Raw genomic sequence first — 26,358 nt, 5'->3', positions numbered from 1 at the left:
ACGGAGGCCACGGTGGTGCGCATCGCCGGCGCCCTGAGCGCTCAGCACCAAGTCACGGTGTTCCAGCACAACCGCAAGAACGTCTGGCAGGGTGAGCGAGGGCTGTGCTTCAAGCCCATGGCCGACCTTGAGCAAGAGCTGGCAGCGGCCGACCACCTGGTCTTCGTCCAGAAAGCCCAGGACCTGGCCAAACTGCATCGTCGCAGCCGAGGCAGCTGGTGGCTGTGGCTGCACAACTATGTTCCGGAGGAGGTGCCGCTGTTCTGGCAGGACCATCTGCGCTACCGGCTGGGTGTGATCTGCGTCTCGCGCACCCATGCACTGCAAACGGCCCGCTACATCCAAAGCCAGTCGCACTCCTGGCTGACGGCTCGCTGGGCGCTGCGCGGAGGGCTGCTGTACCACCACAACCCGCTGAACCCAGCGCTCGGCACGCTGCCCGGCGCCAGCTACGATCCCTGCAAACTGACCTTCTTCAGCTCGCCCCACAAAGGGCTCGAGCAGGTCGTGGTCCAGTTTCGACGCGTCCATGAGATCGAGCCGAGATTCCGGCTGTATGTCGCCGACCCTGGCTATCTGAAAAACCTCGACAGCCGACAGCTTGAACACCCAGGCATCGTGCGGCTGGGTAGCCTGCCGCAGACCGAGGTCCTGCGACATGTGGCCGAGTCGCTGTGCGTCTTCTACCCTCAGACCAAACGCGCCGAAACCTTCGGCCTGGTGTACGCCGAGGCTCATGCCGTCGGGACGCCGGTACTGGCCCATGATTTCGGTGCCGCGCGCGAGGTGCTTGGCGACAGCAATCCGCCGCTTGACGCTGGCAGCGCCGAGACGGTGCAGCAGACCTTGTTCGCATGGCAGCACGGCCAACGGCCGACGGTGTGCGCCGACCCCAGATTTTCGCTGCCGCAGGTAAGCCAGGGCTGGAATCGGTTTTTCGCCGACCCGACGGCCTTCATTCGAACCCAGGGGCTGACATGAACACCGAGAAGCAACGCATCCTGGTCAGCATCCTGAACTGGAACAGCACGCCCGATACCCTGGCCTGCCTTCAACCACTGACCGCGCCGGCCGTAGACGGCATCGACTGCCTGGTGCTGGACAACGGTTCAACCGTCGACACGACCGAGCAGATCCGGCTCGCCTATCCGGGCGTCGAGGTACTTCGCACCCCGGTCAACCTGGGATTCACCGGAGGGCACAACCTGGTCTTCAAGCTGGCGCTGCAACGTGGCTACGGCTCGGTGCTGATACTCAACAACGACTGCAGCATCGCCCCGGACGCCATCCGGCGCCTGCAGCAGGTGCTGGATCAGCATGGCGATGTGGCGGCCGTTTCACCCCTGATCTACACCAGTTCGGCGACGCCGCGGCCCCAGGCCGTGGCGGGCTGGCTGGACTGGCGTCGGCAGCGCAGCGTCTATCCCTCAGAGCCGGGCGTTGCCGCGCCGGAGGGGCTGCCCACCCACGTACTGGGCACCGCCCTGCTGCTTCGCTGCGCCGCGCTGCGCCAGATCGGCCTGCTGGACGAACGCTACTTTGCCTACTACGAAGACAATGACCTGAGTGCTCGCATCGCCCAACATGGCTATCGAGCCCTCTACTGCGACAGCGCCACCGCACTGCATCGTTCGCGCGACATCAGCGAGTACAGCGCCATGGCCCTGTATCTGTCGGCGCGTAACAGTTGGCTGTTTTGGGGCACGCACACGCCGATGCCGTATCGACGTGGCATGCGACGCCGGCTGCTGAGTCAGTCCCTGTACAACCTGGCCCTGCTGAAGAAGAAAAATGCCGCGCCGGTGCTGCTGGATGCCGTCGTCGATGGCTGCTGGGACGCGCTGCGCGGCCGCTACGGAGCGCCCTCGCAGCCGCGTGGCAGCAGCCCCTGGCTGCTGCGCAGGCTAGCAACCATCGCGCCCTATCTGGTCAGCCAGTTGCTGGAGGCGCCGCTGACCACGCTGCGCCGCAAGCTGAGTCCTCGATGAGTCACGAACCGCGTCCATCCACCGCCGCCAATTGCCGGACAAGCCGCCATGACTGAAACCTCTGCCCTGCACAACGCCAAGCCGGCCGACTATTACCGCTATGCCCGCAAGGAGATGCTGCCATTCTTTCCGACACATCCAGGTCGGGTGCTGGATGTCGGCTGCGGAAGCGGTCGCTTCGGTGAATTGCTGAAGGACAGTTTCGCTGGTATCGAGGTATGGGGGGTGGAGCCGGTGGCCGAGGCCCAGGCCGTCGCCGCCGGCGTGCTGGACCATGCCTTGCTGGGCTTCTTCGATGAGGGGCTGCAACTGCCCGAGAGTCACTTCGACGTGATTGTCTTCAACGACAGTCTGGAACACTTCCCGGACCATGTACCGGCCCTGTCGCTGGCCTTGCGCCTGCTGAAACCGGGCGGCGCCATCGTGGCCTCGATCCCCAACATTCGCTATTGGCCCCATGTGCAGCAATACCTTTTCGAAGGCGAATGGCGCTATGAGTCGGCCGGCGTTCTGGATCGAACGCATCTGCGATTCTTCACCCGCAAAAGCATGCTTCGCGAGTTCGAATCGGCCGGCCTGAAGGTGCAGGACATCGGCGGCATCAACCCCTGTTGGCTGAGCTGGAAGTTCCGGCTGCTGCAGGCCCTGATGCCCGGTTTGATGAGCGATATGCCGTACCAGCAGTTCGCGCTGCGGGCCATCAAGCCGACGGTGCCGCGATGAAGAAGGTCTTGATGGTGGCCTTTCACTTTCCGCCGCTGGCGGGCAGCAGCGGCATCCAGCGCACGCTGCGCTTTGCCCAGCATCTGCCGGCCACCGGATGGCAGCCCCTGGTGCTTTCGGCCGCGCCACGCGCCTATGAGCGCACCAGCGAGGACCTGAACGCCGCCATCCCCGCAGGCACCGTGGTGCGGCGCGCGCAGGCCTTCGACACCGCGCGCCATCTGGCGCTGCGGGGGCGGTATCTGGGCGCAATGGCGCGACCGGACCGCTGGGTCAGCTGGCGCTTCGACGGCGTGCGTCAAGGCATGCAGATGATCCGCGAATTCAAGCCCGATGTGATCTGGAGCACCTACCCGATCGCCACCGCTCATCTGATCGGTGCCGAGTTGCAGCGCCGCTCGGGTCTGCCCTGGATTGCCGACTTCCGCGATCCGATGGCTCAGGACGGCTATCCGGCCGATCCGCTGACCTGGCAGCAGTACCGCGCGATCGAGGCCGTGGCGACCACCAAAGCGGCGCTGTGCACCTTCACGACGCCCGGTGCGGCCACCGAGTACCAGCGGCGCTACCCGGATGCGGCCGCCCGGATCAAAGTCATCGAAAACGGCTACGACGAGGAAACCTTCACCGACCTGGCACAGGGCGACGGCACGGTGCAGCCCTTGCAGCCCGGCTGCGTGACCCTGCTGCACAGCGGCATCGTCTATCCCAGCGAGCGCGATCCCAGCGAGCTGATGGTGGCACTGCGCCGGCTGCACGAGGCCGGCACCATCCAGCTGGGCCGGCTGAAGCTGCGCTTTCGAGCTGCCGTGGCGGACGAGCTGTTGCTGCGTCTGGCCGAGCAGCAAGGGGTGCTGGACTATGTCGAAGTCTGTCCGCCCATTCCCTATCGCGAGGCACTGGCCGAGATGCTGCGCGCCGATGGCCTGCTGATCATGCAGGCGAGCAACTGCAATGCCCAGATTCCGGCCAAGCTCTATGAGTACCTGCGCGCCGGACGGCCGGTGTTGTGCCTGACGGATCCGGCCGGCGATACCGCCCAGGTGCTGGGCCAGGCCGGCATCAATGCGATCGCCAGACTGGACGACGCACAAGACATCGCCGCCCTGCTGACGCGCTTTCTGGAAAGTGGTGGCCATGGCAGCTTGCAAACATTGCCCGAGGCTGGCTTTGTGCGTACTGCGTCGCGTCAGGGGCGCACCGAGGCCTTAGCTCGCATGTTGACCCAGGTGAGCGATCACTGATGCGCAATGAATCCAAGGGTTCGGCCGCATGCCCGGATGTGCGTGACCGCCCATGACGATAGAGCGCCAGTTCTCACTCGGCCTGCGCTGGGTCGCGGCCGGCCGCTTCGGCTCGCAGCTGATCTCATGGGGCGGCACCATCCTCGTGATGCGCCTGCTGGCGCCGCAGGACTACGGGCTGGCAGCCATCTGCACAGCCATCATGGCCATCGTCTCGATGGCGGCCGAGTTCGGCATCGGCGCCGGCATCGTGCAGGCGACACGGCTGGAGCCGCGCCAGCTGCGCAGCGTGTTTGGCGCCGCACTGCTGTTCTCCCTGGCCGGCGCGCTGGTCGTGGCGGCCGCCGCGCCGCTGCTGGCCTGGTTCTTCAAGGCGCCGGAGGCCGAACGCCTGATCCAGGCGTCGGCGCTGCAGCTGGTGCTGGCCCCGCTGGCGACCATGTCGGACGCCCATCTGCGGCGCGAGTTGCGGTTCCAGACCAGCTCCATCATCGATTTTGTGTCCATCGTTGCGGCCACATCGGCCACGGTATTGCTGGCCTGGCGCGGCAGTGGTGTGTGGGCCCTGGTACTGGGCCCGTTGATCGGTGCCGTCGTTCGGGTGCTGCTGCTGAATCTGCTGGTGCCACAACGCCTGCTGCCAAGCTTCGATCTGCGCCCCGCGCGTGCGCTGATCGGCTTCGGCTTCAAGATCGCGTTGTCACGCATTGCCAGCTATGTATTCGGCCAGAGTGATGTGCTGATCGCCGCACGCACACTGTCCAAGACATCGCTGGGCGAGTACTCTGTGGCGATGCATCTGGCAATGCTGCCGGTCGCCAAGGCCATGGCCATCGTCAACCAGGTCACCTATCCGGTGATTGCCCAGCTCAACCGCGATGGCGGCTCGATGCAGCCGCTGCTGCTGCGTGGCCTGCGACTGTTTTCCTATGTCGTGATGCCGGTGCTGTGGGGCTTGGCCGCCGTCTCACCCTGGCTGGTGCCCGCCCTGCTGGGGCCGCATTGGCAAGGCGCAATACTGCCGCTGCAGATCGTCGCGCTGGCGCTGCCGCTGCGCCTGCTCAGCGTGCTGCTGTCCAGCGTGATCCAGGGCATGGGTCATGCGGGACTGGATCTGCGCAACAGCATCACCGGTGTCGTGGTGCTGCCCTGCTGCTTTGTGGTGGGGGCGCAGTTCGGTGCCATCGGGCTGGCGCTGGCCTGGCTGGTCGGCCTGCCCATCCTGATCACGCTGAACCTGCAGCGCTCGCGGCCGGTGCTGGGCATCAGCCTGGGCAACGCGCTGCGGGCGCTTAGCAAACCGCTGGCATTGAGCGCGGCGATGGCTATTTGCGTCAGCCTGACGGGCTGGTGGGGCGCCGCCCACTGGAGTGCCTGGCCCACCCTGCTGGCCGCGATTTTCGTCGGCGCGCTCAGTTATCTGGGCCTGTTCTGGCTCCTGGATCGTGACAGCGTCCACCAACTGCTGCGCCTGGTCCGCCCCGCCCCGCAGGTCTTGCCCCGATGATGATGCTCCAAGGACCTCGCCAATGAACCACCAACCACCTCACGCCCACTTTGCGCGCCGCTCAGCGGCGAATCACTGATATGGCCGTTTTCCTTGCCGCTTATGCACTCGATCCGGCGTCTGCAGCGCTCGACCTGAGCGCGCGACTGCGCGCGGCGCTGGAGCCGGCCGGCCCGGCCCGGGTCGACCACACCGGCCGCGCCACGGTCGCCCATCTCGACCTGCAGCTCTGGCCCGGCGCTTCTACTCAGATCGACACGCAGGGGCTGATCGTCGTCGGCGGCGATCCGGTCATCTGCCATGGCCAGGAGGTACTGGACCGCAGCGCTGCCATTGACAGCCTTGCTGGCGATCTGGACCAGGGTCTGCTCGATGCGCAAGGCACCTTTGCCGGCATCCGCGTGGATCAAAGCGGCCGACGTTTGCGTGCCTTTACCGACAAGTTGGGCGTGCGGCCCATCTACTGGGCTCGCAGCAACACCCATCTCTACATCGCCTCGGCCTTCTGGCTGCTGCAGGATCTGCCGGATCTGCAAGCAGCACCGGACTGGCAAGCGGCGGCTGAGACAGCCGCCTTCGGCTTTCCGCTCGGCAATCGCAGCCTGCGTGCCGCCATCTCGGTGCTTGAATCGGGCCATGTGCTGCAAGTGCTGGATGGCGACCTGCAGTTGCAGTCTTACTGGGACTGGCGCCAGCTGAGCCCCAACCGGCTGCAGAAGCAAGAACTGCTGGCCTTCATTGAACAGGAGTTCCATGCGGCGGTGGACCGCCGCAGCCAGGACCAGAATGCAGTGATGTGCTTCCTGTCCGGCGGCATGGACTCGCGCCTGATCGCCGTGCGGTTGAGGGAGACCGGCAAGCAGGTGCACAGCCTGAACTTCGCACCCGAGGGTTCGCAGGATCTGGTGCTGGGCCGCCTGATTGCCGAGCGCCTGGGCTGCCATCACTTCGAGTATCCGAAGGGGAGCCAGGGCTTCGCCGAACGTCAGGTCGATGCCTTGAAGGCCTGGGCCGAGGTCAACAGCCGCTTGAGCACGCCACCCGAGCGGCCCGCGCTGATCTGGTCCGGCGACGGCGGCAGTGTCGGTCTGGGCCATGTCTACCTCAGTCGGGACATCATCGATCAGGCACGTCGCCATGGCCCGGCCGCAGCCGCGCGCGCGCTGCAAAACAGCAATGGCAACTTCCTGATGCCCAGCGTGCTGCGGCGGCGCTGGCGGCATCTGGCCGAGGTGCCGCGCAGCGGCATCGAGGCGGACCTGCTCTCGCGGCCGCAGATCGAGCCGGGCCGCAACTGCCATCTGTTCCTGATGCTCAACGACCAGCGCCGCCATCTGGCCCGCCATTTCGAGAGCCTGCACAAGACCCGCATCGATCTGGTCCTGCCCTTCTTCGACGCCCGCTTCCTGGCCGCCGTGCTGGCCAGCCCCGTCGACGAGTTCCTCGATCATGGCCTGTACAACGCCTTGATGGCCCGCCTGCCCTTCGAGGCTGGCGCCGTGCCCTGGCAGTCCTATCCGGGCCATCTGCCCTGCCCGGTGCCGGTGGACCCGAATCTGCGGCATCAATGGGACGATGGCTGGGTCGACGCCGAGGGCGTCAAACGCATGCGCGACGACCATCTGCGGCGGCTCAGCCGCGAACTCGGCGACAGCCGCAGCGTGCGCGCGGTGCTGGCCATGCCGCTGCTGCGCCTGCTGATCTGGGCCGAGCAGTTGGCAGGCCTTGAGCGCTACGGCTACCTGATCAATGCCACCGAACCCTTCCTGAACGCAGCCAAGGCCGCCGATGCCCGTGGTACTGCCCGAGAATCGCTGACATGACACAAGCACACCTCGCATCGACCACGGTCATCACGCGCGGCCAGCCGCGCTTTGCCGATGCCGGCAAGGCTGGCGAGAGGGCCTGGCTGGAACTGCTGGCGCCGCACGGCCGGTTGATCGATGGCCTGGCGCAAGGCCTGGCGTCCGTACAGGGCGATTTCGCAGTGGCGCTGACGACCGACTCCGGTGCCACCTTGCTGGCGGTGGACCGTTTCGCGCAGCAAACGCTTTGCTATCGCATGGGCCCGCAGGGGCTGCGCTTTGACGAGCGCGCCGATGCGCTCGCCGGCGCGTCCGAGCTCGATCCGCAGGCCATCTTCGACTATCTCTATTTCCACTGCATTCCCTCGCCGCGCACCATCTTCAAGGAGGTGCTGCGCCTGCCGCCAGGGCATTACGCGCTGTACCAGAACGGCCGGCTGACGGTCGCCCGCTACTGGAGCCCGTGCTTCGACGCGACGGGGCCGACCGATTTCGCCAGCCTGAAGCAGGAATTTCTGAGTCATCTGCAAGGCGGCGTGCGGCATCAGCTCGATGGCAGCAAACCGGCCTGCTTCCTCAGCGGCGGCACCGACAGCTCCACCGTCGCCGGCATGATCGCGCGCGAGACCGGCAGTGGCGCGGACAGCTACTCGATCGGCTTCGATGCCGAGGGCTATGACGAGATGGCCTATGCGCGGCTCGCCGCCCGCCATTTCGGCACCCGCCACCACGAGTACTACGTGACGCCGGACGATCTGGTGCGTGGCATCCCCGAGATGGCGGCCCATCTGGACCAGCCCTTCGGCAACTCCTCGGTGCTGCCGGCCTACTACTGCGCCAAGATGGCCCGGCAGGACGGCGTGAGCCGACTGCTGGCTGGCGACGGCGGCGACGAGCTCTACGGCGGCAACTCCCGCTATGCCAAGCAGCGCCTCTTCGATCTCTACCAGCAGGTGCCTGGCCTGCTGCAGCGCGGCCTGCTGGAGCCGCTGCTGCTGAAGACGCCGCTGGGCAAGCTGCCGTTGCTGAGCAAGGGCGCCAGCTATGTGGAGCAGGCGGCGATGCCGATGCCCGACCGGCTGCAGCTCTACAACCTGATCACGCGGGTCGGTCCGTCCCAGGTGCTGACGCCCGCAATGCTGTCGCGCATCGACCTGACAGCACCGCTGCGCCACCAGCAGGCGAGCTGGCGCGAACCGGCTGCATGCAGCCCGCTGAATCGCGAGCTGGCCTTCGACTGGCGCTACACGCTGGCCGAGAGCGACCTCCCCAAGGTGCGCGCCGCGACCGCACTGGGCGGCGTATCGGTGGGCTTTCCCATGCTCGACGATGCGCTGCTGTCGTTGTCGCTGCGCCTGCCGGATGACTACAAGCTCAAGGGCCAGCAGCTGCGCTGGTTCTTCAAGGAAGCGCTGCGAGGATTCCTGCCCGACGAGATCATCAGCAAACGCAAGCAGGGCTTCGGCCTGCCCTTCGGCGTCTGGACCACGCGAACGCCAGCGCTACGGGCAATGGCCGAGGATTCGCTGCGCGGGCTGGCCGGCCGTGGTGTCGTGCGCGCCGACTACATCAGCCAGCTCTTCGATCGGCAGTTGCCCGCCCACCCCGGCTATTACGGCGAGATGGTCTGGATCCTGATGATGCTGGAGCAGTGGTTGCGGGCCAAGGCGCCGGCTTACAAGCTGGGCTGAGCGAGGCGCAGCGGGGTCTCAGCTAGCGCGCCCACAGGTTATGCGCCAGCCGGCCGCCAAAGCGCAAGCGGCTGCGGTCCCAGGGGGTGAAGCGCGGCAGCTGGAACAGATCGGCATCGGCACGCGCAGCGCCCCAGGCCGTCGAGACCGCAGCCTTGAAGCCCAGCGAGCGGGCCACCGCGACGCTGGTGTCGTTGTAGTCCTCGCCCGGCTTGCCGTTCGGGTAGGCGAACAGATCGACCGGCTCACCCAGCAGATGCTCCAGCTGCATCTTGCTGGCAGCGATCTCGGCGCGCATCGATTCGGCATCCAGCCGGGCCAGGATCGGATGGCTGACGGTGTGCGCGCCGACCTGCATGCCCGCGCGCCGCAGCGCCACGACCTGGTCCGAGCTCATCATCAGATCGTCCGGCAGACGCACCGCAGCCCGCTCGGCCAACTCCTCACACAGGCGCTGGCGCTGCTCGACGGGCAGGTACTTGATCGCGCCGATCAGGCCGTCAATGGCCTGGCGGCGCTGCGCCGTCGAGTCCAGTGCCAGGCTGGGCGGCAGCGGCAGGTCCAGCCCTTGCAGATCAACGCGGGTGCGCGAACTGCGTCGCACGGTCTCGATCAGGCTGTCATTCCACATGCGGCCGCCGTCGAGGAAGCCGGTGGCGACGAAGAAGGTCGCGCACAGGCCATGGCGCTGCAGGATGGGTAACGCCACCTGCTCGTTGTCGGCATAGCCATCGTCAAAGGTGATGGCCAGCGCGCGTGCCGGCAGGCTGCGCTCTGACAGGCGCCGCACAGCCTCGTCCAGTGGCAAGACCTGGAACCAGGCCTTCAGCCAACCGCAGATCGCGTCGAACATCGCGGCGTCAATCTCGGACGGGAACAGAGGATCCGGCGCCGGCAGCACGCGGTGAAAGATCAGGATGTTCAGGCGCGCGCGCACGCCTGCGGGTGCCAGCAGAGTGAACAGGGGACGCAAGCTCATGGTGTTAAGGGCTTTGGGGCCGGGCCGCCGCCCAGCAGTTTCAGCCAGCGCGGTGCGGTTTCGGGCTCGGTCTTCCAGAGCTCCTTCTTCAGCCAAACGCGGGCACACACCACCACCACCATCAAATCGTAGGGCAAGTCGAAATAGGCCAGGCTCAGGAAGGCACCGCCGACCGCATAGGCGAGCAAAGACACCTGTGCCATGGTCCCAAGATCCTGGCACCACTTGGTTTGCATGTTCAGCTTGCCCAGGCGTATCAGCGCGCTGGCACTGCGCCAGGTGGTGATCCAGATGCCGAGATAAAGAAGCAGGCCGATGAAACCATGGTTGCCCATGACCTGGAAATAGATGCTGTGCGCGGCGTGGGTGCTGCCACTTTCCGGCGCATACAGAGCGAACAGCTCCGGTCGGGCCAGGTTGAAGCCAGCCCCAAAGGGGTGGCGCAGGGCATAGTTCCAGGCCACCACCCAGGCGTGGATGCGCCCCATCGCCGAATCGTCTTCCTGATAATCGTCAATGCTGCGCATGCGCTCGGTCCAATGCTCGGGCATGAACAGCAGCAACAGCACGCCGACCAGCACGAACACGATGGCCATCGGCAACTTGTTCTTGCCGCGCCACCAGAAGTACAGAACCATGGCCGAAATGGCCAGAAAGCCGCCGCGTGAGTGCGACCCCAGGGCCGAGGCTGCACAGCAAAGCATGGTGGCAACCAGCCCCCATTTCAGCCAGCGGTTGCTGACCTGCATGCGCAGGAACTGCAGCAAGGGGATGGTCATGATCACGGAGAGCGCAAATTCGTTGTTGTCCTCGATGAAGGAGCCGGGCGGCCCCCAGACCCGGAAGTTGCCGCCGCTGGCAAGCGTGAAGACGCCGCCCTTGAGCCCCAGCAGCGCGATCGATGCAATCACGACCCAGGCGAAGGTCATGATCTGCGCCTTGCTATGAAGCAGGGCCAACGCAACGAAGATCATCAGATTGATCTTGAAGATCTTGTTCCACTGGTAGTACTCGCCGTTCGGGTCCAGCCCCATCAACCATGAGATCGTCAGCCACACCGAGAACAGGGCCAGCCAGATGGTCGGCGAGCCCTTGAACGGCGAGCTTCGATCACGGGTGATGAACAGGCCTACCAAGGTGCAGGCGGCCGAAATCGCTGCCAGGGGCGCGTCATAGGCTATGCCCCAGGCAAAGCGATGCGGGTTCATCAGGCTGAGCCAGGTCCAGACCAGGATACCGATCCAGGGTTTGCGCAGCGCCGCGAAGGAACCGGCCAGCACGAGGGCAATGATGATCAGGTCACGCATCTGGGCTCAGCTCGCATGGCTCACGATGTAGCGGAACTTGCCCGACTTCTCGGTCGGAATGGCGTCGACCAGTCGCACCTCCACCGCCACCGAGACGCCCAGCCGTTTCTTGAAACCTTCGACGATACGGGCCGGCGCACCGGGATCAAAGCCCGGCTCGGGCACCAGCAGCACCTCGGTCAGCTCCCGGCTGTGCTGCACCACCTTGAAGGAGCGCAGTCCCGGCAGATCGCGCAGGATGTAGATCAGCGCCAGGCCGTGCATCACGGTGCCGTCAGCGGCAATCACGAAATCGGTGCTGCGGCCCTGGATCTCCTTGAGCATTGGCAGGCCGCGGCCGCAGGCGCAGGCACGCTCGTCCATCACCGCGATATCGCCGGTGCGATAGCGGATGAAGGGGAAGTCGCTGGTGGCCAGATGGGTGACGACAATCTCGCCGGCCGTGCCTAGCGGCACCGGCCGGCCCTCCCGGTCCAGCAACTCGACGATGATGTCCTCGGCCGTCAGATGCATGCCGCCGCTGGGGCACTGGTGGGCGATGAAGCCGGCGTCGCGGCCACCATAGCCATTGGCCACCGGGCAGCCGAACACCTCGGAGAGCAGCCCACGCTGCTCGTCATAGAGCCGCTCCGAGGTCACGAACGCGACCTGGATGCCCAGATCGTCCATCGCGACACCGCGCTCGCGCGCATGGCGGGCGATATGGGACAGCGCCGAGGGGTAGCCGAATAGCATCGACGGGCGCTTGCGGCGGATCGCCGCGACAAAGCCGTCGAGCTTGGCCACATTCATCTCGAAGGCCGGCAGCAGCTCGGTGCGCAAGAGCCGGTCACGCCACGCACGCAGCCGGTCCTGCGCGCCGAGCTCTATCGGTGAACCCCACACCACCATCTCCGGGTCGCCGATATCGACGCCCCACCAGCGGGTGGCACGCCATTTGGCCGCCACGTCGTGGCTGACCCGCTCTTTGCCGATGAAAAAGATCAAGGGCTCACCCGAGGAGCCGCCGGTATTGAAGCGGGCCAGGCTGCGGCCGCGCGTGCTTTTCATCGCCTCGGTATGGGCGCGGATCTCGGCCTTGCCCAGCAACGGCAGCTGCTGCAGCTCGGCCAGGCTGGCGAAGCTGCCGACCGTCAGGCCCAGGCGCTGGAACAGCTCGCGGTAGTAAGGCACATGCTGGCCCACTTCGGCCAGCAGGCTGTTCAGGCGCTGGAGCTGCAGGGCCTGGAGTTCGGCCGGCGCCAGCCACTGGCTGCGCTCCAAGCCTTGGCGCAGCGCCACGCTGTCATGGCCCTTCAGGCGCTCGTGCAGCGGGAACAGGGCCTTGGAGACCAGGCCGGTATAGATCGAGGACAAGGCGGCAACTGGCATGGGCATCAAGGAATCAGCAGGGTGCGACGGTAACAGGCCGCCAGCTGCGGGCCGACGCGGGCCCAGGTATAGCGCTGCACCTCGGCCAGGCCGGCCGCGCGCAGGCCCTGGTAGAGCGCCGTGTCGCCGAGCAGGCGCAGCACGGCGTCCGCCATGGCCTGCGGATCGCGCGGCGGCACCAGCAGCGCGGTGCGCTCATGCTGGACCAGATAGGGCACGCCACCGACCTCGGTGGACACCACCGGCACACCGCTGGCCAGCGACTCCAGCACCGAGTTGGGCATGTTGTCGGCCAGGCTGGGGTTCAGCGACAGCGTGGCATCGCGATACAGCTCGGCCATCGCCTCCCGCTCCAGTCGGCCGGCGAAGCTCACCGCCCCGCCCAGCCCCAGGCTGTCGGCCAGTTCTTGCAGCCGGGTCAGCTCCGGGCCGCTGCCGGCCACGGTCAGGCGCGCCGCAGGGTGATGCAAGCGCAACAGGGCCAGAGCCCGGATCGCGGTGGCGTTGTCGTAGAGCGGCTCCAGATTGCGGGCCACCAGCAGATGCGGAGCCGTCGGCGGCTCGCCGCCGGCGCGAAAGCGCGCCAGATCGATGATATTGGGCAGCACCTCGGCCTTGAAACCATGCCTGGCGAACACCGCCTCCAGAAAGCCCGAGGGCACCAGCAGCGCGCTGGCGCGCCGCAGGCTCAGGCCCACCACCGCCGCCGAGCGCTGCAAAAAGCCATCGGCCTCGCCGCCTCGGTAATTGACCAGCACCGGCCGGCCACGCAGCCGGCCTATGCACAGCGCCGGCGCGGCGAACAGATGCCAGGACCAGCCCGAGTTGGCCATCAGGTGCAGCAGATCGTTGCGCCCCGCCGCCCGCCACAGCGCCCAGAGATAGGGCAGCAGCCGGAACAAAGCCCGCAGCACCGGCACCCGGCCCGCCCAGGCCGGCCGGTAGGCCGCATTGGTCTGCACCAGCTCGACCTCGGCGCCCTCGCCGCGCAGCAGCTCGGCAAGCTGGCGAGTCTGGTTGGCCATGCCGCCGGCCGGTGGCGGCAAGGGCCCCACCAAGGCGATGCGCAGGCCCGCAAACCCCATCATCATCGGCCGGCCGGCCGGCTCGACAGCAGGCGCTCATAAGCGGCGGGATAGCGACTCACCGAGGCGCGCCAGTTGCGCTCGGTCTCGACGAACTGGCGCCCCTGCGCACGCAGCCGCGGCCACAGCTCGGGCGTGGCCAGCAGCCGGTTCACTGCGGCGGCCAGCGCCTCGGCCTGGCCAGCGGCGAACAGCAGACCGGTCTCGCCGTCGCGTATCAGTTCCTTGTGTCCGCCGACATCAGAGGCCACCAGGATGCGGCCCTGGGCCATCGCCTCCAGCGGCTTCAGCGGCGTCACCAGCTCGGTCAGGCGCATCGAGTGGCGCGGATAGACCAGGGCATCGACCAGATCGTAGTAGCGCGTCACCTCCGCATGGGGCACGCGGCCGGTGAACACCACCTTGTCGGCCAGGCCCAGGCGCTGGGCCTGGGCCTTCAGCGCCTCGTCCTGCGGCCCGCCGCCCACCAGCAGCACCCGCACCTCGGGGCGCCGGGCCAGGATCTGCGGCAGTGCATCGAGCAGCAGATCCAGCCCTTCATAGGCATAGAAGGAGCCAATAAAGCCCAGCACCGTGCAGTCCGTCAGGCCCAGTTGCGCCTTCAGCGCTGCATCGGGTTGGCCGCCGGGCTCGAAGGCTTCGATGTCGACCGCGTTCGGAATCACCGTAACCCGGTCCGCCGCGACGCCGCGCGCAACGATGTCGCTGCGCAGGCCCTCGCAGATCGTGAACACATGGTCGACCCGCTTGAGCGCATGGGTCTCCATCGCACGGGTCAGGCGGTAGCGCAGACTGCCTTCGCTCGTCGTGCCATGGTCGACTGCCGCGTCCTCCCAGAAGGCGCGCACCTCGTAGACCACCGGGATGCCCAGGCGCCGGCCGACATTCAGCGCCGGCAAGGCGTTCAGCACCGGCGAATGGGCATGGATGATGTCGGGGCGCAGCGCTTCGGCGACCGTCTGCAAGCGCTTTTGCAGCGCCCCCATCAGCTGCCACTGGCCGAGGCCGGGCAAGCCACCCGACACAGCCGGGCTGCGATGGAAATACCAGCCATCGACGGTCTGTTCCAGCGCGCCGTCGTCCTCGGCGCCCAGGCCGGCGCCATGCTTGGGGCTGGTCAGGTGATGGGTCTCCCAACCCAGCTTGCGCTGCTCGCGCAGCAGGGACAGGGTGCGGAAGGTATAGCCGCTGTGCAGGGGGATCGAGTGGTCCAGCACATGAAGAACTCGCAAGCTCATACCAGCGCCACCGATTCCTCGACCGGTCGCGTCAGCGTGCTGCGGTCGCCGTCCACCACCTGGCGCAAAAAGGCCTCGAACATCAGCAGGGTCCATAGCGGCGCGCTGTAATCGCTGGCGCCGCTCTGGTGGGCGTCGACCAGATGGCGCAGATAGGCCGGGTTGAACCAGCCGGTGGCAGCCAGGCGATCACCCAGCACCGCGTCGCGCACCCGCTGTTTCAAGGGGCCGCGGAACCAGCGTGCCAGCGGCACGGCAAAGCCCATCTTCGGGCGGTAGAGGATGTCGTCGCTGAGCTGCGGCTCCATCGCCTTCTTGAGCAGGTACTTGCCTTCCTGGCCGCGGATCTTCAGGCTGGACGGCAGGGTCGCCAGCCATTCGACCAGCTCATGGTCCATCAGCGGCTCGCGCACCTCCAGCGAGTGGGCCATGCTGGCGCGGTCGACCTTGGTGTTGATGTCGCCGACCAGATAGGTCTTGGTATCCAGGTATTGGATCAGGGCGAGCGGATCATCGGTGCCGGCCTTGGCGGCATGGCGGTCGAACACGGCCTCGGCGTTGTAGCCGGCCAGCTCGGTCTTGAAGCGCGGGCTGAACAGCTGCTCGCGCATAGGTCCGCGCAGGATGGAGATCGAATGGAAATAGGCCTCCACCGAGCTGCGCGCCATGCCCTCGAAGGTGGTCTTGGCACGGAACACCCGCGGCGCCCAGTCGGCCTTCGGATAGAGGCGGCCCAGCATGCCGAACAGGGGCTGGCGCAGCCCGGCCGGCAAGGCGCCGCGCATGCGCTCCTCCATCAGATGCATGCGGTAGCGGCGGTAACCGCCAAAGCTCTCGTCGCCGCCATCGCCGGACAAGGCCACCGTCACATGCTTGCGCGCCAGCTGGCAGACGCGGTAGGTCGGGATCGCCGAGCTGTCGGCATAGGGCTCGTCGTAGAGCCGGGCCAGCAGATCGATCAGATCGAAATCGTCGCTCTTGACGGTCTCGACACGATGGTTGGTCTGGTAGCGGTCGGCAACGATCTGGGCAAAGGCCGATTCGTTGAAGGCCGGGTCGTCGAAGGCGATCGAGCAGGTGTTGACCGGGCCCTCGGACAGGCCGGCCATGGTCGCGACCACCGCGCTGGAATCGACGCCGCCGGACAGGAAGGCGCCCAGCGGCACCTCGGCAATCATGCGCAGCCGCACCGACTCCTTGAGCCGCGCCTGCAGCTCGGCGCTGGCGTCCTCGACGCTCATCGGGTTGTCCAGCGTGAAGCGCACGTCCCAGTACTCCTTGGGCTCGGGCAGCGGCTCGCCCCGGCGCAGGCACAGGCTGTGGCCCGGTGAGAGCTTGCGGGCCTGCTTGAAGATGCAGCGCGGCTCGGCCACATAGCCCAGCGCGAAATACTCCTCGACCGCCAGCGGGTCGAGCTCACGCTTCATGCCGCCCTGGCCATCGTCATAGGCGAGCAGCGACTTCAGCTCGGAGCCGAACAGCAGGTGGCCGTCGTCCAGCAGCGCGTAGTACATGGGCTTGACGCCAAGGCGGTCGCGCGCGATGAACAGGGTCTGCTTGTTGCGGTCCCAGATCGTGAACGCGAACATGCCGCGCAGGCGCTGCACGCAGGCCTCGCCCCAGGCCTCCCAGGCATGGACGATGACCTCGGTGTCGCTCTTGGTGTGGAATTGGTAGCCCAGGCCCTGCAGCTCGCTCATCAGGCTCTGGTAGTTGTAGATCTCGCCATTGAAGACGATGACCACCGAGCGGTCGGCGTTGAACAAGGGCTGCTGGCCTGTCGCGATGTCGATGATGGACAGGCGGCGGTGGCCGAAGCCCAGGCCCGGCTCGGTATGCAGCGAGCCCTCGTCGGGGCCGCGATGCCATTGCGAGTCGTTCATGCGCTGCAGCCGCGCGGGATCAATCTCGCGTGCGCTGCGGGTGTCAAAAATACCGGTGATTCCGCACATGGTCGTCAGCTCTTGATCAATTGAATCCGCTCGGGCGCCCGGGCGGCCAGCAGCTCGTCATAAAGGCCTTGATAGCCCGCCACCATCACCGGCATCGCAAAGCGCTGCTCGACCGCGCGACGGCCCGCCGCGCCCAGCCGGCGCGCCCGCTCGCCATCATCGGCCAGCTCGATGATGCGCGCGGCCATGGACTGGGCGTCGGAGGGCGGTACCAGAAAGCCGCTGCGGCCCTCCTCCACCAGCTCCACATTGCCGCCCACCGCGGTCGCGATGACCGGCAGACCGCAGGCCATCGCTTCCAGAATGGTGTTGGACACGCCTTCGGCCAGCGAGGGCAAGACAAAGCAGTCCAGCCCACGCATCCAGCCGGCCACATCGCCCCGCTCGCCGGGCAGCCAGGCCAGCTCGGACACGCCGGCCTCGGCCAGCAGTTGCAGCACCGGCTCGCGCAGCGGCCCCTCGCCGGCCATCAACAGGCGCAGCCGGGGCCGCAGATCGGGGCGCTGCTGCAGGGCCAGCACAAAGGCACGAGCCAGAGTCGTCTGGTCCTTGACGGTCTGCATGCGTCCCACGGTGCCGATGATGAAATGCTCGGGTGCGCCGAAGGCACAGCCGGCCATCGCGTCGCGCTGTGCGGCCGGCTGGAAGCGCCGGATATCGACGCCGTTGTAGATCTGGCGGATTGCCGCTGCCGGCAGGCCGACCTTGTCATGCAAATAGCCGGCCAGGTCGCGCGACAGCGCAACGAAACGGTGCACAAACAGGCCATAAAGACGACGCTGCCGCTGGTAGCCGCGGTGCGTGCCGTCCAGGTCGCCGACATCGCGCCCATGCTCGCCATGCACACGCACCGGCACGCCGGCAGCCCATGCCGGCACCACCACCTCCAGCGCGGCCAGGTTGCGGGTGTGCACAACGGCCGGCTTGAGCTCGCGCAGCAAGCGGTAGAGCTTGGGATAGAGCCAGAAGCCATGGCCAGGCGGCTTGTGCAGTGCGATGAACTGCACATCGCTGCGGCGCACCCGCTGCCGGAACTCGGTCACCTCGGTCAGCGCCAGCACCGCATGGCGGTAGGCCTGCGGGTCCATCTCGTTGATCAGATTCACCACCCCGTTCTCGAGCCCGCCGGTATCGAAGCGATACACGACGTGCAGGATCAGCGGGCGGCGATCATCACTCATCGTTCACAGACGCCAGACCTTGTAGCCGGCCTCGATCAGGGCCGGCGCATCGAAGGCCGCCTTGACGTCGATGAAGGCACCGTTCTTGACCAGCTTCTTGCCCAGGTCGTCAACACCCAGCGCGGCGTATTCCTTGTGCGCGACAGCCGCCACAATGGCGTCGGCGCGCGGCAGCTCGTCCCAGGGCAGCAGGCGCACGCCGTACTCGTGCATCGCCTCCTCCGCCTCGGCCTGCGGATCGGTCACAAAGACCTCGACCCCATAGGTCTTCAGCTCATTGATGATGTCGATCACCTTGGAGTTGCGCAGATCGCCGCAGTTCTCCTTGAAGGTCAGGCCCAGCACATTGACCCGGGCGCCCTTGATATAGCTGCCGCTGGCGATCATGTGCTTGATGGTCTGCTCGGCGATGAACTTGCCCATGCTGTCATTGATACGCCGGCCCGCCAAGATGACCTGCGGGTGGTAGCCGATCATGTCGGCCTTGTGCGTTAGGTAGTAGGGGTCGACGCCGATGCAGTGGCCGCCGACGAGGCCCGGCTTGAATTTCAGGAAGTTCCACTTGGTGCCGGCCGCTTCCAGCACCTCGCTGGTGTCGATGCCCAGCTTGTCGAAGATGATGGCCAGCTCGTTCATCAGCGCGATGTTCAGGTCGCGCTGGGTGTTCTCGATCACCTTGGCGGCTTCGGCGGCCTTGATGCTGGAGGCGCGGTGCACACCCGGGATGATGATGGTCTCGTAGAGCTTGGCGACCTTGTCCAGCGTAGCCGGCGTGTCGCCGGAGACGATCTTCAGGATCTTGGTCAGCGTGTGTTCCTTGTCGCCTGGGTTGATGCGCTCGGGGCTGTAGCCGACGAAGAAATCCTCTTTCCACTTCAGGCCCGACTCGCGCTCCAGTACCGGGATGCAGACCTCCTCGGTGGCGCCGGGATAGACGGTGCTCTCATAGACCACGGTCACGCCCTTCTTCATATGGCGGCCGACGCTGGTGCTGGAGCCGATCAGCGGGCGGAAGTCGGGGATATGGGCTTCGTCCACCGGCGTGGGCACGGCGACGATGATGATGTCGGCCTCGGCCAGCAGGGCCGGGTCGGCGGTGTAGACCGCGTGGGTGGCCTCGCGCACCTGTTCGTCGCTGAGCTCGCGCGAAGGGTCGACACCGCGCTGGCAGGACTCGACCTTGGCCTGCGCAATATCAAAACCGATGGTGCGCATGTGCTTGCCGAATTCCACCACCAGGGGCAGGCCCACATAACCCAGGCCGATCACCGCTACCGTCGAGCTCATCGCTTGTTCCTTATTCATCCCAGATGCCTATGCGGCGGCAGTCAGCGCGCCGCGTCTTTCTTCGTTTGCTGCAACTGCGCCTCGATGGCGCCCCAGTTCTGCTGCAAAAAGTTTTGCAGCAGCGCTCGCGCCGATGCCGCATTGTCCGTGTCTTTGACCGTGTAGACGATGACCGCTGCGGCGTCATCGCCCCTCCCGCTCAGGCGCTGCCAAGCGCCATACAGCTTGGCCCGCACATCACTGGCCGTCAGGCGGCCATCGATCCAGTAGAACTGCCAGACCAGCAGCCGGGTTCCGGCCCGTCCGGGCACGCCGGCCGACCGCAGCTCAGCGCTGCGCAAGTGCAGCGCCTGACCCGCCAGCGTCTGCGCCTGAGCATCACCGCCGAGGTCGGCCCATTGCTTGTCCTCGGAACGCACCAGCTGGTTCTGCGAGCTGATCAGCTTGCTCTCGTAATCCTGGGCACGGTAGTAGGCGATGTAGAGCCCGACCGGTTGCCCCTGCCTGACATAGCCGGTCTGCAGTTCGGCAGCGGCCTTGCCGTAGACCGGCTTCCAGAGTGGCAGGCCGGCCTGGGTTTCAGTCCAGCCCTGCAGCGCCGGCGCCGGCAACAGGACATCACGCCCACCAGGTCCACCAGGCAGCAAGTACAGTGCCGACAGCGGCAGCAGCGCGAGCAAAAGAGCCACTATCGCCCCGAGCCAGACCGAGCGCAGGCCCGACTCAAGCACCGCAGCCCGTAGATTCGCGGCCTCGGGCGGCTCGGCCCAGCGTGCGCCGACCATAAACATCGCCAGCATGATGATGCCGAAAAACACCCAGCCATAGACCAAATGATCGGCGCCGGTGGCCAGCGCATTGTCGGACAGGTGCCCCAGCATCACGATCATGTAGGCGCGCAGCCAGTTCGCCAGCAGCGGCAACAAAAAGGCAAAGGCAATGAAGATCAGGCGGCGGCGCAGGGAGTTGTAGTTCAGGTAGGCAAACAGGGTGCCCACCATCACCGAGGCCATCAGATAACGCAGGCCGCTGCAGGCTTCCACCACCGACCAACTGCCCGACGGAATCACGAACTGCAGCCCTTCCCGGTAGACAGGCAAGCCGCTCACCCGCAGCGCTGCAACGGTGAAATCCGCCGTTGCCTCCATCAACGCCGGCATCATGAACTCGCCGATCGGCACGGCAAAGAACAGGAAGGCCAGCGGAAAAGCGATCTGCCAGGCAACCTGCCAGCCCAGCACCAGGGGCACGCTGAGCACCAGCATGGTCACCAAGGCCAGTTGCGTCAGCGCATTGACCGCCATTAGGTCGCCGAGCAGCCAAGCTACTGCAGCGGCCAGGAAGGGAATGGCAAACCAGAAGCACGGCTCCGGGCCGAGACGTGCCAGCGCTTCGCGCTGGCGCCATATCAGCCACAGCGAGATCGGAGGCACGACGAAGGCGTGGGCGAACGTGTCCGAGCGTTGCCAGATGCCAACCATCGCCATGCCGGTCTCACGATAGGCCAGCAACAAGGCGAACAGCACCAGCAGGAACAGCGGCGCGGCCTGCCGCCAGGCGACGGGCAAGATGGGACGGGATGGCATGGTGGGCATCACGCTGCTCATGCAGCCTCCGCTTGCAGGGCCAGGCGCGGCGCGGCGCACGACCGGGCCAGATGATGGTCGATGCCCGACAGATGGGCCGACCAGCTGTACCGCTTGATCACGCAGTCGCGTCCGGCGCGGCCGACGCGTTCCGCCCGGTCGGGCTCGCTGAGAAGGGCGTCGACCTGCCGAACATAGTCGGCCGCATCTTCGGCCGCCAACAGCTCGCTGCCGGCCTCGGCCGTGATCGCGGCCACGCAGGTCTGCGCCGCGACGACCGGCCGCGCCATCGCCATCGCTTCGAGAATCTTGTTCTGGATGCCGCGCGCCAGCCGCAGCGGCGCCACCACGGCGGCGGCGTGCTGCAGATAGGGGCGCACATCGGCGACCGTGCCGGTCACGACGACGGCCTCCGAGGCCAGGGCCTGCACCGCCGGTGTCGGACTGCGCCCGACGATGTAAAACTTCAGCGCCGGCCAGCGCAGACGCAGCGCCGGCAAGACCTCGGCGGCAAACCAGCCTACCGCGTCCGCGTTGGGCCAGTAGTCCATCGCGCCGGTGAACACCAACGGCAGTTCGCCTGCCGCATAGGGCGAGGCGCGCTCGTCGCTGGGCGAGAAGAACTCGGCGTCGACACCATTGCACAAGGCCTCAATCCGGCTCTCGCTGCCCGGTGTCAGCTGGCGAAACAGCGCCACCTCCCGGTCAGTGACGAAGAAGGAGCAGGCCGCGCGAGCCGCCACCCGCGCCTCGAAGTCCAGCAGACGTCGACCTTCGCGCCGGTACAGCCAGGACATCGGCCAGGCATGGGCCTGGGCATAGTCGGTCCACTTGGCCGAATCGACATCGACAAAATCGACCAGCATCGGCAACGCATGCGGCGCGTACTGAGCCATCGAGGAGGAGAAGACCACCACCGCATCAAGGGCCTGGCGGCGGGTGAGGTCTTGCACCCAGGCGCCCAGGCCTGCATCGCGGTAGTAAGGCAGGGTCAGTGCCTCGCCGCTCAGCAGGCCGCGCAGGCTAGCCAGCTTGGCCGAGCCAGGGTGCAGACGCGCGACATGCAGTTCGGTGCACAGCTGACGCACGACAGGGATGTAGGCCTCGTCTTCAGGATCGTCGACAAAGGTTGCCAGATAGACCTCATGCCGGGCCGCCAGATGCTTGAGCAGATGGTAGGAGCGCACCTTGTCGCCCTTGTTGGGCGGATAAGGCAGGCGGTGCACCAGGTAGAGCAGCTTGGCCATCGCCGCGCCTTCAGCCGAGACTGCGAACGATGAAAGGCCCCAACCAATTCGCCCAGGACAAAGGCATGCGGCGCCAGGTCTTGATCAAGAGCTGGTACTTGGCGTTGGACGGGTTGTTCTGAGGCACGGTGTCGCGCTTGTAGAGGCAGTATTCGTAGGTCAGCGGCGTCGGCTCGAAGCCCCAGTTCTTCTTGAAGGCGTAGGAGCCGGTGCCCTGCTTGCTGCGGCCGTAGTCGAAGACCTTCAGTCCGCGCGCACAGGCCAGCCGCATCAGTTCCCAGTATTTGAAGTCATTGGCGGCCAGTTCGCGCGCCGCCTCGGCATCGCCGGCATAGTAGGGCAGCACTTCGTCACGGAAATAAAAGCTCACCACCGAACTGAGGGGGGTGCCCTGGGCATCGGTGACCGTCAGCACCTCGCAGTCGCTACCGAACTCGCGCAGCAAGGCCTCGAAATAGCGCCTGGGCATGGCCGGCGTGCCATGGCGGTGCACATTGTCGGCATACAGCGCAAAGAAACGGCCGGCGTCGGCATCAAGATGGCTTTGCAGCCCGTTCTTGATGCCTTTGCGCACCATCGCGCGCTGCTTGCGCGGGATGGCCAGCATATTGGCCTCTTCCTCGGGCAGGATCTCCTTTCGAAAGGTCACATAGAGATCCTGGCGCGGCCAGTCGCTGTGGCGGGGCTGGACATGGCGCAGTTCCAGATGATCGGCGCCGAGTTCCTTGGCAATGCGCTGGGCCTCATCCTCCAGCGCCTGGGCAGCGGCTTCGGTCTCGGCGGCCACGCCGCCATAGACGCCAAAGGGCAGGCTCACCAGCGCATGGCCGAACAGCAGGCTCTTGACCTGGGCCAGCGGCAGCACACCCTCGATGCGACCGTCGCGCTCGGCATAGAGAAAGAAGCAGCGGTGGCCGAAGATCTCGCCGACCAGGCGCTGCCAGCCGGCGCGGTGGAAGAAGCTGGCCTGTGGGCAAGCCAGCACAAAAGCATCCCAGGCCGACACGGCCGGGCCATCGCCCGCCTGCAGGCGTCGGATAGTGAGCACGGCGCTCATCGATGGGTCGCCGCGGTCTGACCCAGAAAGATCTCGTCCATCCGGCCCCAGGCAAAGTCCTGCAGCAGCCGTGCGATGCGGGCCTCGGTGCGGGGGATATTGACGTAGTGCCGAAACCGCGTCTTGGCGTCGATGCCGGCCACGCGAGGCTGGTCGACATCGATCTCCCAGGGGTGGAAATAGAACACCGCCGACTGCTGGTCGACCCGGTTGACCTGGGCTATCAGCCAGCGCGACAGCGCATAAGGCAGCAGCCGGAAATAGCCACCGCCGCTGGAGGGCAGGTTCTTGCCACCCAGGCGCAAGGTCGTCACCGGCACCTCTAGCAAGCCCTCGCGCACCGGATAGGCAAAGCGCGGCGAGTCGGGCATGCCGTAGTGGTCGTGCTGGATCGGGTAGACGCTGGAGCTGTAGCGATAACCGGCAGCCAGCAACTCATCGAACGCCCAGAGATTGCCCTTGCCGATCGAGAAGCTTGGCGCACGGTAGCCCTGCACCGGCCGGCCACCGATGTCTTCGAGCAGCGACTTGGCGCGTGTGATGTCGCTGCGGAAGGCCTCCGGGCTCAGATCGCTGGCGCGCTCGTGGCCGTAGCCGTGGCTGGCCAGTTCATGGCCGCCGGCGACGATGCGGCGCACCAGCGCCGGATAGCGCTGCGCCACCCAGCCCAGTGTGAAGAAGGTGGCATGGGTGCCGCTGGCCTCCAGCAGGGACAGGATGCGCTCGACATTGCGCTCGACCCGGCATTCGCGCGCGTCCCAGTCGCTGCGGGCGATATAGGGCGCAAAGGCCGAGACCTGGAAGTAGTCTTCCACGTCGATCGTCATCGCATTGCGCGGCTGGCGGCTGGGCATCAACATAGGGCTGCTCTCGTCAAGGTTTGAGCCAATGCCACAAATCGGCGGCGATGCGCTCGGCGGCATGGCCGTCCCAGTATTCAGGCACACGGCCGCGCTTGCCGTGGCCGGCCAGTACCTCGGCCACACCATGCAGCAAGGCCTCGCCGTCCAGCCCGATCAGGGTATTGGTACCCTGCTCCACCGTGATCGGACGCTCGGTGTTCTCGCGCAGGGTCAGGCAGGGCACGCCCAGAGCCGTGGTCTCTTCCTGCAGGCCGCCGGAGTCGGTCAGCACGATGGCGGCGCCAGCCATCAGGCCCAGCATCTCCAGATAGCCCTGGGGCGGCAGCAGGGCCACGCGGGAAGGGTCCAGCATCGCCTGAAGGCCGAAGCGCTCGATATTGCTGCGGGTACGCGGGTGCAGCGCGAACACCAGGGGCAGGTCTTCCGCGACCTGGGCCAGCAGGCCCAGCAGGTGCTTCAGGGTCGCGGCCTCATCGACATTCGACGGGCGGTGCAGCGTGACAACGCCGTATGCCCCGGACACCAGGGCCGTATCCAGACCGTGATCGCGCAAGGTTTGCGCTGGCGCGCGCGCCAGCGGCCGGCTGGCCTCCAGCGAGTCGATCATCACATTGCCGGCGAAACAGACCCGCTCCAGCGCGATGCCCTCTCGGGCGAGATTGTCGGCGGCGCTGCGCTCGGTGGTGTAGAGGCGGTCGGCCACCTGGTCGGTCAGCAGACGGTTGATCTCCTCGGGCATCTTGCGGTCATAGCTGCGCAGGCCGGCCTCGACATGGGCCACCGGCACCCCTTTCTTGACGGCCACCAGCGTGCAGGCCAGGGTCGAATTGACATCGCCGACCACCAGCACGCAGGAGGGCTTGTGCTCATCCAGCGCCGGCTCGAAGCGGCGCATCACCTCGGCGGTCTGCAGCGCATGGCTGCCGGAGCCGACCTCGAGATTCAGGTCCGGCTGCGGCAGGCCCAGGTCGACAAAGAGCTTCTTGCTCATATCGGTGTCGTAGTGCTGGCCGGTATGCACCAGCAGGGCCGGAATCGGCGGCTGATGAGCGGCCAGCGCCCGCAGGATGGGCGCCATCTTCATGAAGTTGGGTCGCGCGCCCACCACGCACATCACGGGGGCCAGTGTCACTGCGTCTGTCATTGCTTGGTCTCGGTCGGGGCGGTGATCGGTGCGCTGGGGGCTGCTGCGCCGGCGGGGCGCACCGCCTCCACCAGTTTTTGTAGCAGACCCAGGGTCTGCAGATTGATGCGCTCCAGCCTGATCAGACTGCTCTCCAGGCGCTGCAGCCGCTCGGACTGCTGGTCCTGATTCAGCGCCGCGATCTCGCCGGACAGGCCGCTGAGATCGCCCAGCTTGAGCCGGCTCAGGTCCACATCCAGCGGCGCCCCGGCAGCGACCCCATTGTGATGGCTGGCCTTCAGCGGTGTCTCGCTCTCCTGGGCCAGATCGCGCAGCACCTCATTGACATCGGCCACCTGCAGATGGGTCTTGCCACCCATGAAGCCCAGCAACAGCAGGCGATCGCACAGCGAGTTGATACGCCGCGGTATGCCCTGGCTGGACTTGTAGATCAGCGGGAAGACATCGAGCTCGAAGCTGGGTTTGCCGCTGCTGCCGGCGCACTTGAGGCGGTGCTCGATATAGCGCTGGGTCTCGTCCTCGTCGAGCGGTCCGATATGGCAGGTGGCCGCCACACGCTGGCGGAACTGTTCCATCTCGGGGCGCTGCAGGATGTTGCGGAACTCGGGCTGGCCGACCAGGAAGGTCTGCAGCAAAGACTGGTTGCCGAACTGGAAGTTGGACAGCATGCGCAGCTCCTCGACAGCCCGCGCCGTCAGGTTCTGCGCCTCATCAACGATCAGCAGGCAGCGCTTGCCCTGGCTGGTCTGATTGACGAAGAAGGCCTCCAAGGTCATCAACAGCTCGGACTTGGGCAGGTCCTTGACCCGCACGCCGAAGGCCGCACCGACCATGCGCAAGGTGTCCTCGGCATCGAGCTGGGTCGTGACCAGGTTGCCGATCACGACATTGCTGCGGTTCAGACTGTCCAGCAGGCCGCGCAGCAAGGTGGTCTTGCCGGCACCGATCTCGCCGGTGATGACGATGAAGCCGTCATTGCGCAGCACGCCATAGTCCAGATAGGCCTTGGCGCGCCGGTGCTGCTTGCTACCGAAGTAGAAATTGGGGTCGGGGCTGAGTTGGAACGGCTTGCTGCTCAGCCCGAAAAAAGCTTCATACATGGG

The 26,358-nt window shown here is 66.3% G+C and carries 21 protein-coding genes; 7 read left to right on the top strand and 14 right to left on the bottom strand.

Annotated features, from left to right (window positions below; all coding sequences use genetic code 11):
* The first annotated feature begins 12 nt into the window (after positions 1-12).
* The 7 genes from PO768_RS01535 to PO768_RS01505 all read left to right on the top strand — a co-directional run bounded on the left by PO768_RS01535 (position 13) and on the right by PO768_RS01505 (position 8,958).
* Positions 13-981, top strand: a complete 969-nt coding sequence (locus PO768_RS01535; protein WP_272644596.1) for a glycosyltransferase — start codon at positions 13-15, stop codon at positions 979-981.
* Positions 978-1,988: a glycosyltransferase family 2 protein gene (locus PO768_RS01530; protein WP_272644595.1), complete on the top strand. Its 1,011-nt coding sequence runs from the start codon at positions 978-980 to the stop codon at positions 1,986-1,988. Before PO768_RS01535 ends, PO768_RS01530 begins: the two co-directional genes overlap by 4 nt.
* A gap of 48 nt (positions 1,989-2,036) precedes the next feature.
* On the top strand, positions 2,037-2,711 hold the full coding sequence (locus PO768_RS01525) for a class I SAM-dependent methyltransferase (protein ID WP_272644594.1): 675 nt from the start codon (positions 2,037-2,039) through the stop codon (positions 2,709-2,711).
* Complete coding sequence (locus PO768_RS01520) at positions 2,708-3,955, top strand: glycosyltransferase (protein ID WP_272644593.1); 1,248 nt, start codon at positions 2,708-2,710, stop codon at positions 3,953-3,955. The genes PO768_RS01525 and PO768_RS01520 overlap by 4 nt, the downstream gene beginning before the upstream one ends.
* 52 nt (positions 3,956-4,007) lie before the next feature.
* A complete protein-coding gene (locus PO768_RS01515) occupies positions 4,008-5,462 on the top strand; it encodes a lipopolysaccharide biosynthesis protein (protein ID WP_272644592.1) in 1,455 nt (484 codons plus the stop codon).
* A gap of 80 nt (positions 5,463-5,542) precedes the next feature.
* Entirely contained in the window at positions 5,543-7,285 is a 1,743-nt protein-coding gene (locus PO768_RS01510; RefSeq protein ID WP_272644591.1) for an asparagine synthase-related protein, read from the top strand.
* Positions 7,282-8,958, top strand: coding sequence for an asparagine synthetase B family protein (locus PO768_RS01505; RefSeq protein ID WP_272644590.1), 1,677 nt, complete (start codon positions 7,282-7,284; stop codon positions 8,956-8,958). The genes PO768_RS01510 and PO768_RS01505 overlap by 4 nt, the downstream gene beginning before the upstream one ends.
* Positions 8,959-8,980: 22 nt before the next feature.
* Here the strand turns inward: PO768_RS01505 and PO768_RS01500 are convergent, their stop codons facing one another.
* Genes PO768_RS01500 through PO768_RS01435 form a run of 14 tightly spaced genes read right to left on the bottom strand, consistent with a single transcriptional unit; the run spans position 8,981 to position 26,355 of the window.
* Entirely contained in the window at positions 8,981-9,937 is a 957-nt protein-coding gene (locus tag PO768_RS01500) for a polysaccharide deacetylase family protein (RefSeq protein WP_272644589.1), read from the bottom strand.
* Entirely contained in the window at positions 9,934-11,244 is a 1,311-nt protein-coding gene (locus PO768_RS01495) for a putative O-glycosylation ligase, exosortase A system-associated (protein WP_272644588.1), read from the bottom strand. The genes PO768_RS01500 and PO768_RS01495 overlap by 4 nt, the downstream gene beginning before the upstream one ends.
* Positions 11,245-11,250: 6 nt before the next feature.
* Positions 11,251-12,621 carry a phenylacetate--CoA ligase family protein gene (locus PO768_RS01490; RefSeq protein ID WP_272644587.1) on the bottom strand — a complete coding sequence of 457 codons (1,371 nt, stop codon included), beginning with the start codon at positions 12,619-12,621 and terminating at the stop codon, positions 11,251-11,253.
* On the bottom strand, positions 12,621-13,706 hold the full coding sequence (locus tag PO768_RS01485) for a glycosyltransferase family 4 protein (RefSeq protein WP_272644586.1): 1,086 nt from the start codon (positions 13,704-13,706) through the stop codon (positions 12,621-12,623). The genes PO768_RS01490 and PO768_RS01485 overlap by 1 nt, the downstream gene beginning before the upstream one ends.
* Complete coding sequence (locus PO768_RS01480; protein ID WP_272644642.1) at positions 13,703-14,932, bottom strand: TIGR04063 family PEP-CTERM/XrtA system glycosyltransferase; 1,230 nt, start codon at positions 14,930-14,932, stop codon at positions 13,703-13,705. The genes PO768_RS01485 and PO768_RS01480 overlap by 4 nt, the downstream gene beginning before the upstream one ends.
* A 2-nt stretch (positions 14,933-14,934) precedes the next feature.
* The gene (locus tag PO768_RS01475; protein WP_272644585.1) at positions 14,935-16,890 is read right to left on the bottom strand and encodes an XrtA/PEP-CTERM system amidotransferase; all 1,956 of its coding nucleotides are present in this window, start codon (positions 16,888-16,890) and stop codon (positions 14,935-14,937) included.
* Between the two features lie 5 nt (positions 16,891-16,895).
* Positions 16,896-18,071: a TIGR03088 family PEP-CTERM/XrtA system glycosyltransferase gene (locus PO768_RS01470; RefSeq protein WP_272644584.1), complete on the bottom strand. Its 1,176-nt coding sequence runs from the start codon at positions 18,069-18,071 to the stop codon at positions 16,896-16,898.
* A 3-nt stretch (positions 18,072-18,074) separates the two neighbouring features.
* Entirely contained in the window at positions 18,075-19,358 is a 1,284-nt protein-coding gene (locus PO768_RS01465; protein ID WP_137940689.1) for a nucleotide sugar dehydrogenase, read from the bottom strand.
* 41 nt (positions 19,359-19,399) lie between these two features.
* Entirely contained in the window at positions 19,400-20,965 is a 1,566-nt protein-coding gene (xrtA, locus tag PO768_RS01460; RefSeq protein ID WP_272644583.1) for an exosortase A, read from the bottom strand.
* Positions 20,962-22,191 (bottom strand): TIGR03087 family PEP-CTERM/XrtA system glycosyltransferase, encoded by a 1,230-nt coding sequence (locus tag PO768_RS01455; protein ID WP_272644582.1) that lies wholly within the window; start codon positions 22,189-22,191, stop codon positions 20,962-20,964. Before PO768_RS01455 ends, xrtA begins: the two co-directional genes overlap by 4 nt.
* Before the next feature lie 10 nt (positions 22,192-22,201).
* Entirely contained in the window at positions 22,202-23,248 is a 1,047-nt protein-coding gene (locus tag PO768_RS01450; RefSeq protein WP_272644581.1) for a FemAB family XrtA/PEP-CTERM system-associated protein, read from the bottom strand.
* The gene (locus PO768_RS01445) at positions 23,245-24,102 is read right to left on the bottom strand and encodes an XrtA system polysaccharide deacetylase (RefSeq protein ID WP_442953161.1); all 858 of its coding nucleotides are present in this window, start codon (positions 24,100-24,102) and stop codon (positions 23,245-23,247) included. The genes PO768_RS01450 and PO768_RS01445 overlap by 4 nt, the downstream gene beginning before the upstream one ends.
* A 19-nt stretch (positions 24,103-24,121) precedes the next feature.
* Positions 24,122-25,255 carry a non-hydrolyzing UDP-N-acetylglucosamine 2-epimerase gene (wecB, locus tag PO768_RS01440; protein ID WP_272644579.1) on the bottom strand — a complete coding sequence of 378 codons (1,134 nt, stop codon included), beginning with the start codon at positions 25,253-25,255 and terminating at the stop codon, positions 24,122-24,124.
* Positions 25,252-26,355 (bottom strand): XrtA/PEP-CTERM system-associated ATPase, encoded by a 1,104-nt coding sequence (locus tag PO768_RS01435; protein WP_272644578.1) that lies wholly within the window; start codon positions 26,353-26,355, stop codon positions 25,252-25,254. The genes wecB and PO768_RS01435 overlap by 4 nt, the downstream gene beginning before the upstream one ends.
* Positions 26,356-26,358: the final 3 nt, after the last annotated feature.

It is taken from the genome of Paucibacter sp. XJ19-41 (genome assembly GCF_028462495.1).
GTDB lineage: Bacteria > Pseudomonadota > Gammaproteobacteria > Burkholderiales > Burkholderiaceae_C > Roseateles_E.
This window is presented reverse-complemented; position numbering and strand designations above follow the sequence as displayed.

Excerpts from the sequence above, each read along its gene's own strand:
- PO768_RS01490 (WP_272644587.1), bottom strand. The coding sequence starts at position 12,621 with ATGCCCATGCCAGTTGCCGCCTTGTCCTCGATCTATACCGGCCTGGTC.
- PO768_RS01450 (WP_272644581.1), bottom strand. The coding sequence starts at position 23,248 with ATGAGCGCCGTGCTCACTATCCGACGCCTGCAGGCGGGCGATGGCCCG.
- PO768_RS01475 (WP_272644585.1), bottom strand. The coding sequence starts at position 16,890 with ATGTGCGGAATCACCGGTATTTTTGACACCCGCAGCGCACGCGAGATT.
- xrtA (WP_272644583.1), bottom strand. The coding sequence starts at position 20,965 with ATGAGCAGCGTGATGCCCACCATGCCATCCCGTCCCATCTTGCCCGTC.
- PO768_RS01520 (WP_272644593.1), top strand. The coding sequence starts at position 2,708 with ATGAAGAAGGTCTTGATGGTGGCCTTTCACTTTCCGCCGCTGGCGGGC.
- PO768_RS01470 (WP_272644584.1), bottom strand. The coding sequence starts at position 18,071 with ATGAGTGATGATCGCCGCCCGCTGATCCTGCACGTCGTGTATCGCTTC.
- PO768_RS01500 (WP_272644589.1), bottom strand. The coding sequence starts at position 9,937 with ATGAGCTTGCGTCCCCTGTTCACTCTGCTGGCACCCGCAGGCGTGCGC.
- PO768_RS01510 (WP_272644591.1), top strand. The coding sequence starts at position 5,543 with ATGGCCGTTTTCCTTGCCGCTTATGCACTCGATCCGGCGTCTGCAGCG.
- PO768_RS01445 (WP_442953161.1), bottom strand. The coding sequence starts at position 24,102 with ATGCCCAGCCGCCAGCCGCGCAATGCGATGACGATCGACGTGGAAGAC.
- wecB (WP_272644579.1), bottom strand. The coding sequence starts at position 25,255 with ATGACAGACGCAGTGACACTGGCCCCCGTGATGTGCGTGGTGGGCGCG.
- PO768_RS01465 (WP_137940689.1), bottom strand. The coding sequence starts at position 19,358 with ATGAGCTCGACGGTAGCGGTGATCGGCCTGGGTTATGTGGGCCTGCCC.
- PO768_RS01435 (WP_272644578.1), bottom strand. The coding sequence starts at position 26,355 with ATGTATGAAGCTTTTTTCGGGCTGAGCAGCAAGCCGTTCCAACTCAGC.
- PO768_RS01495 (WP_272644588.1), bottom strand. The coding sequence starts at position 11,244 with ATGCGTGACCTGATCATCATTGCCCTCGTGCTGGCCGGTTCCTTCGCG.
- PO768_RS01525 (WP_272644594.1), top strand. The coding sequence starts at position 2,037 with ATGACTGAAACCTCTGCCCTGCACAACGCCAAGCCGGCCGACTATTAC.
- PO768_RS01515 (WP_272644592.1), top strand. The coding sequence starts at position 4,008 with ATGACGATAGAGCGCCAGTTCTCACTCGGCCTGCGCTGGGTCGCGGCC.
- PO768_RS01530 (WP_272644595.1), top strand. The coding sequence starts at position 978 with ATGAACACCGAGAAGCAACGCATCCTGGTCAGCATCCTGAACTGGAAC.
- PO768_RS01455 (WP_272644582.1), bottom strand. The coding sequence starts at position 22,191 with ATGGCCAAGCTGCTCTACCTGGTGCACCGCCTGCCTTATCCGCCCAAC.
- PO768_RS01505 (WP_272644590.1), top strand. The coding sequence starts at position 7,282 with ATGACACAAGCACACCTCGCATCGACCACGGTCATCACGCGCGGCCAG.
- PO768_RS01485 (WP_272644586.1), bottom strand. The coding sequence starts at position 13,706 with ATGATGATGGGGTTTGCGGGCCTGCGCATCGCCTTGGTGGGGCCCTTG.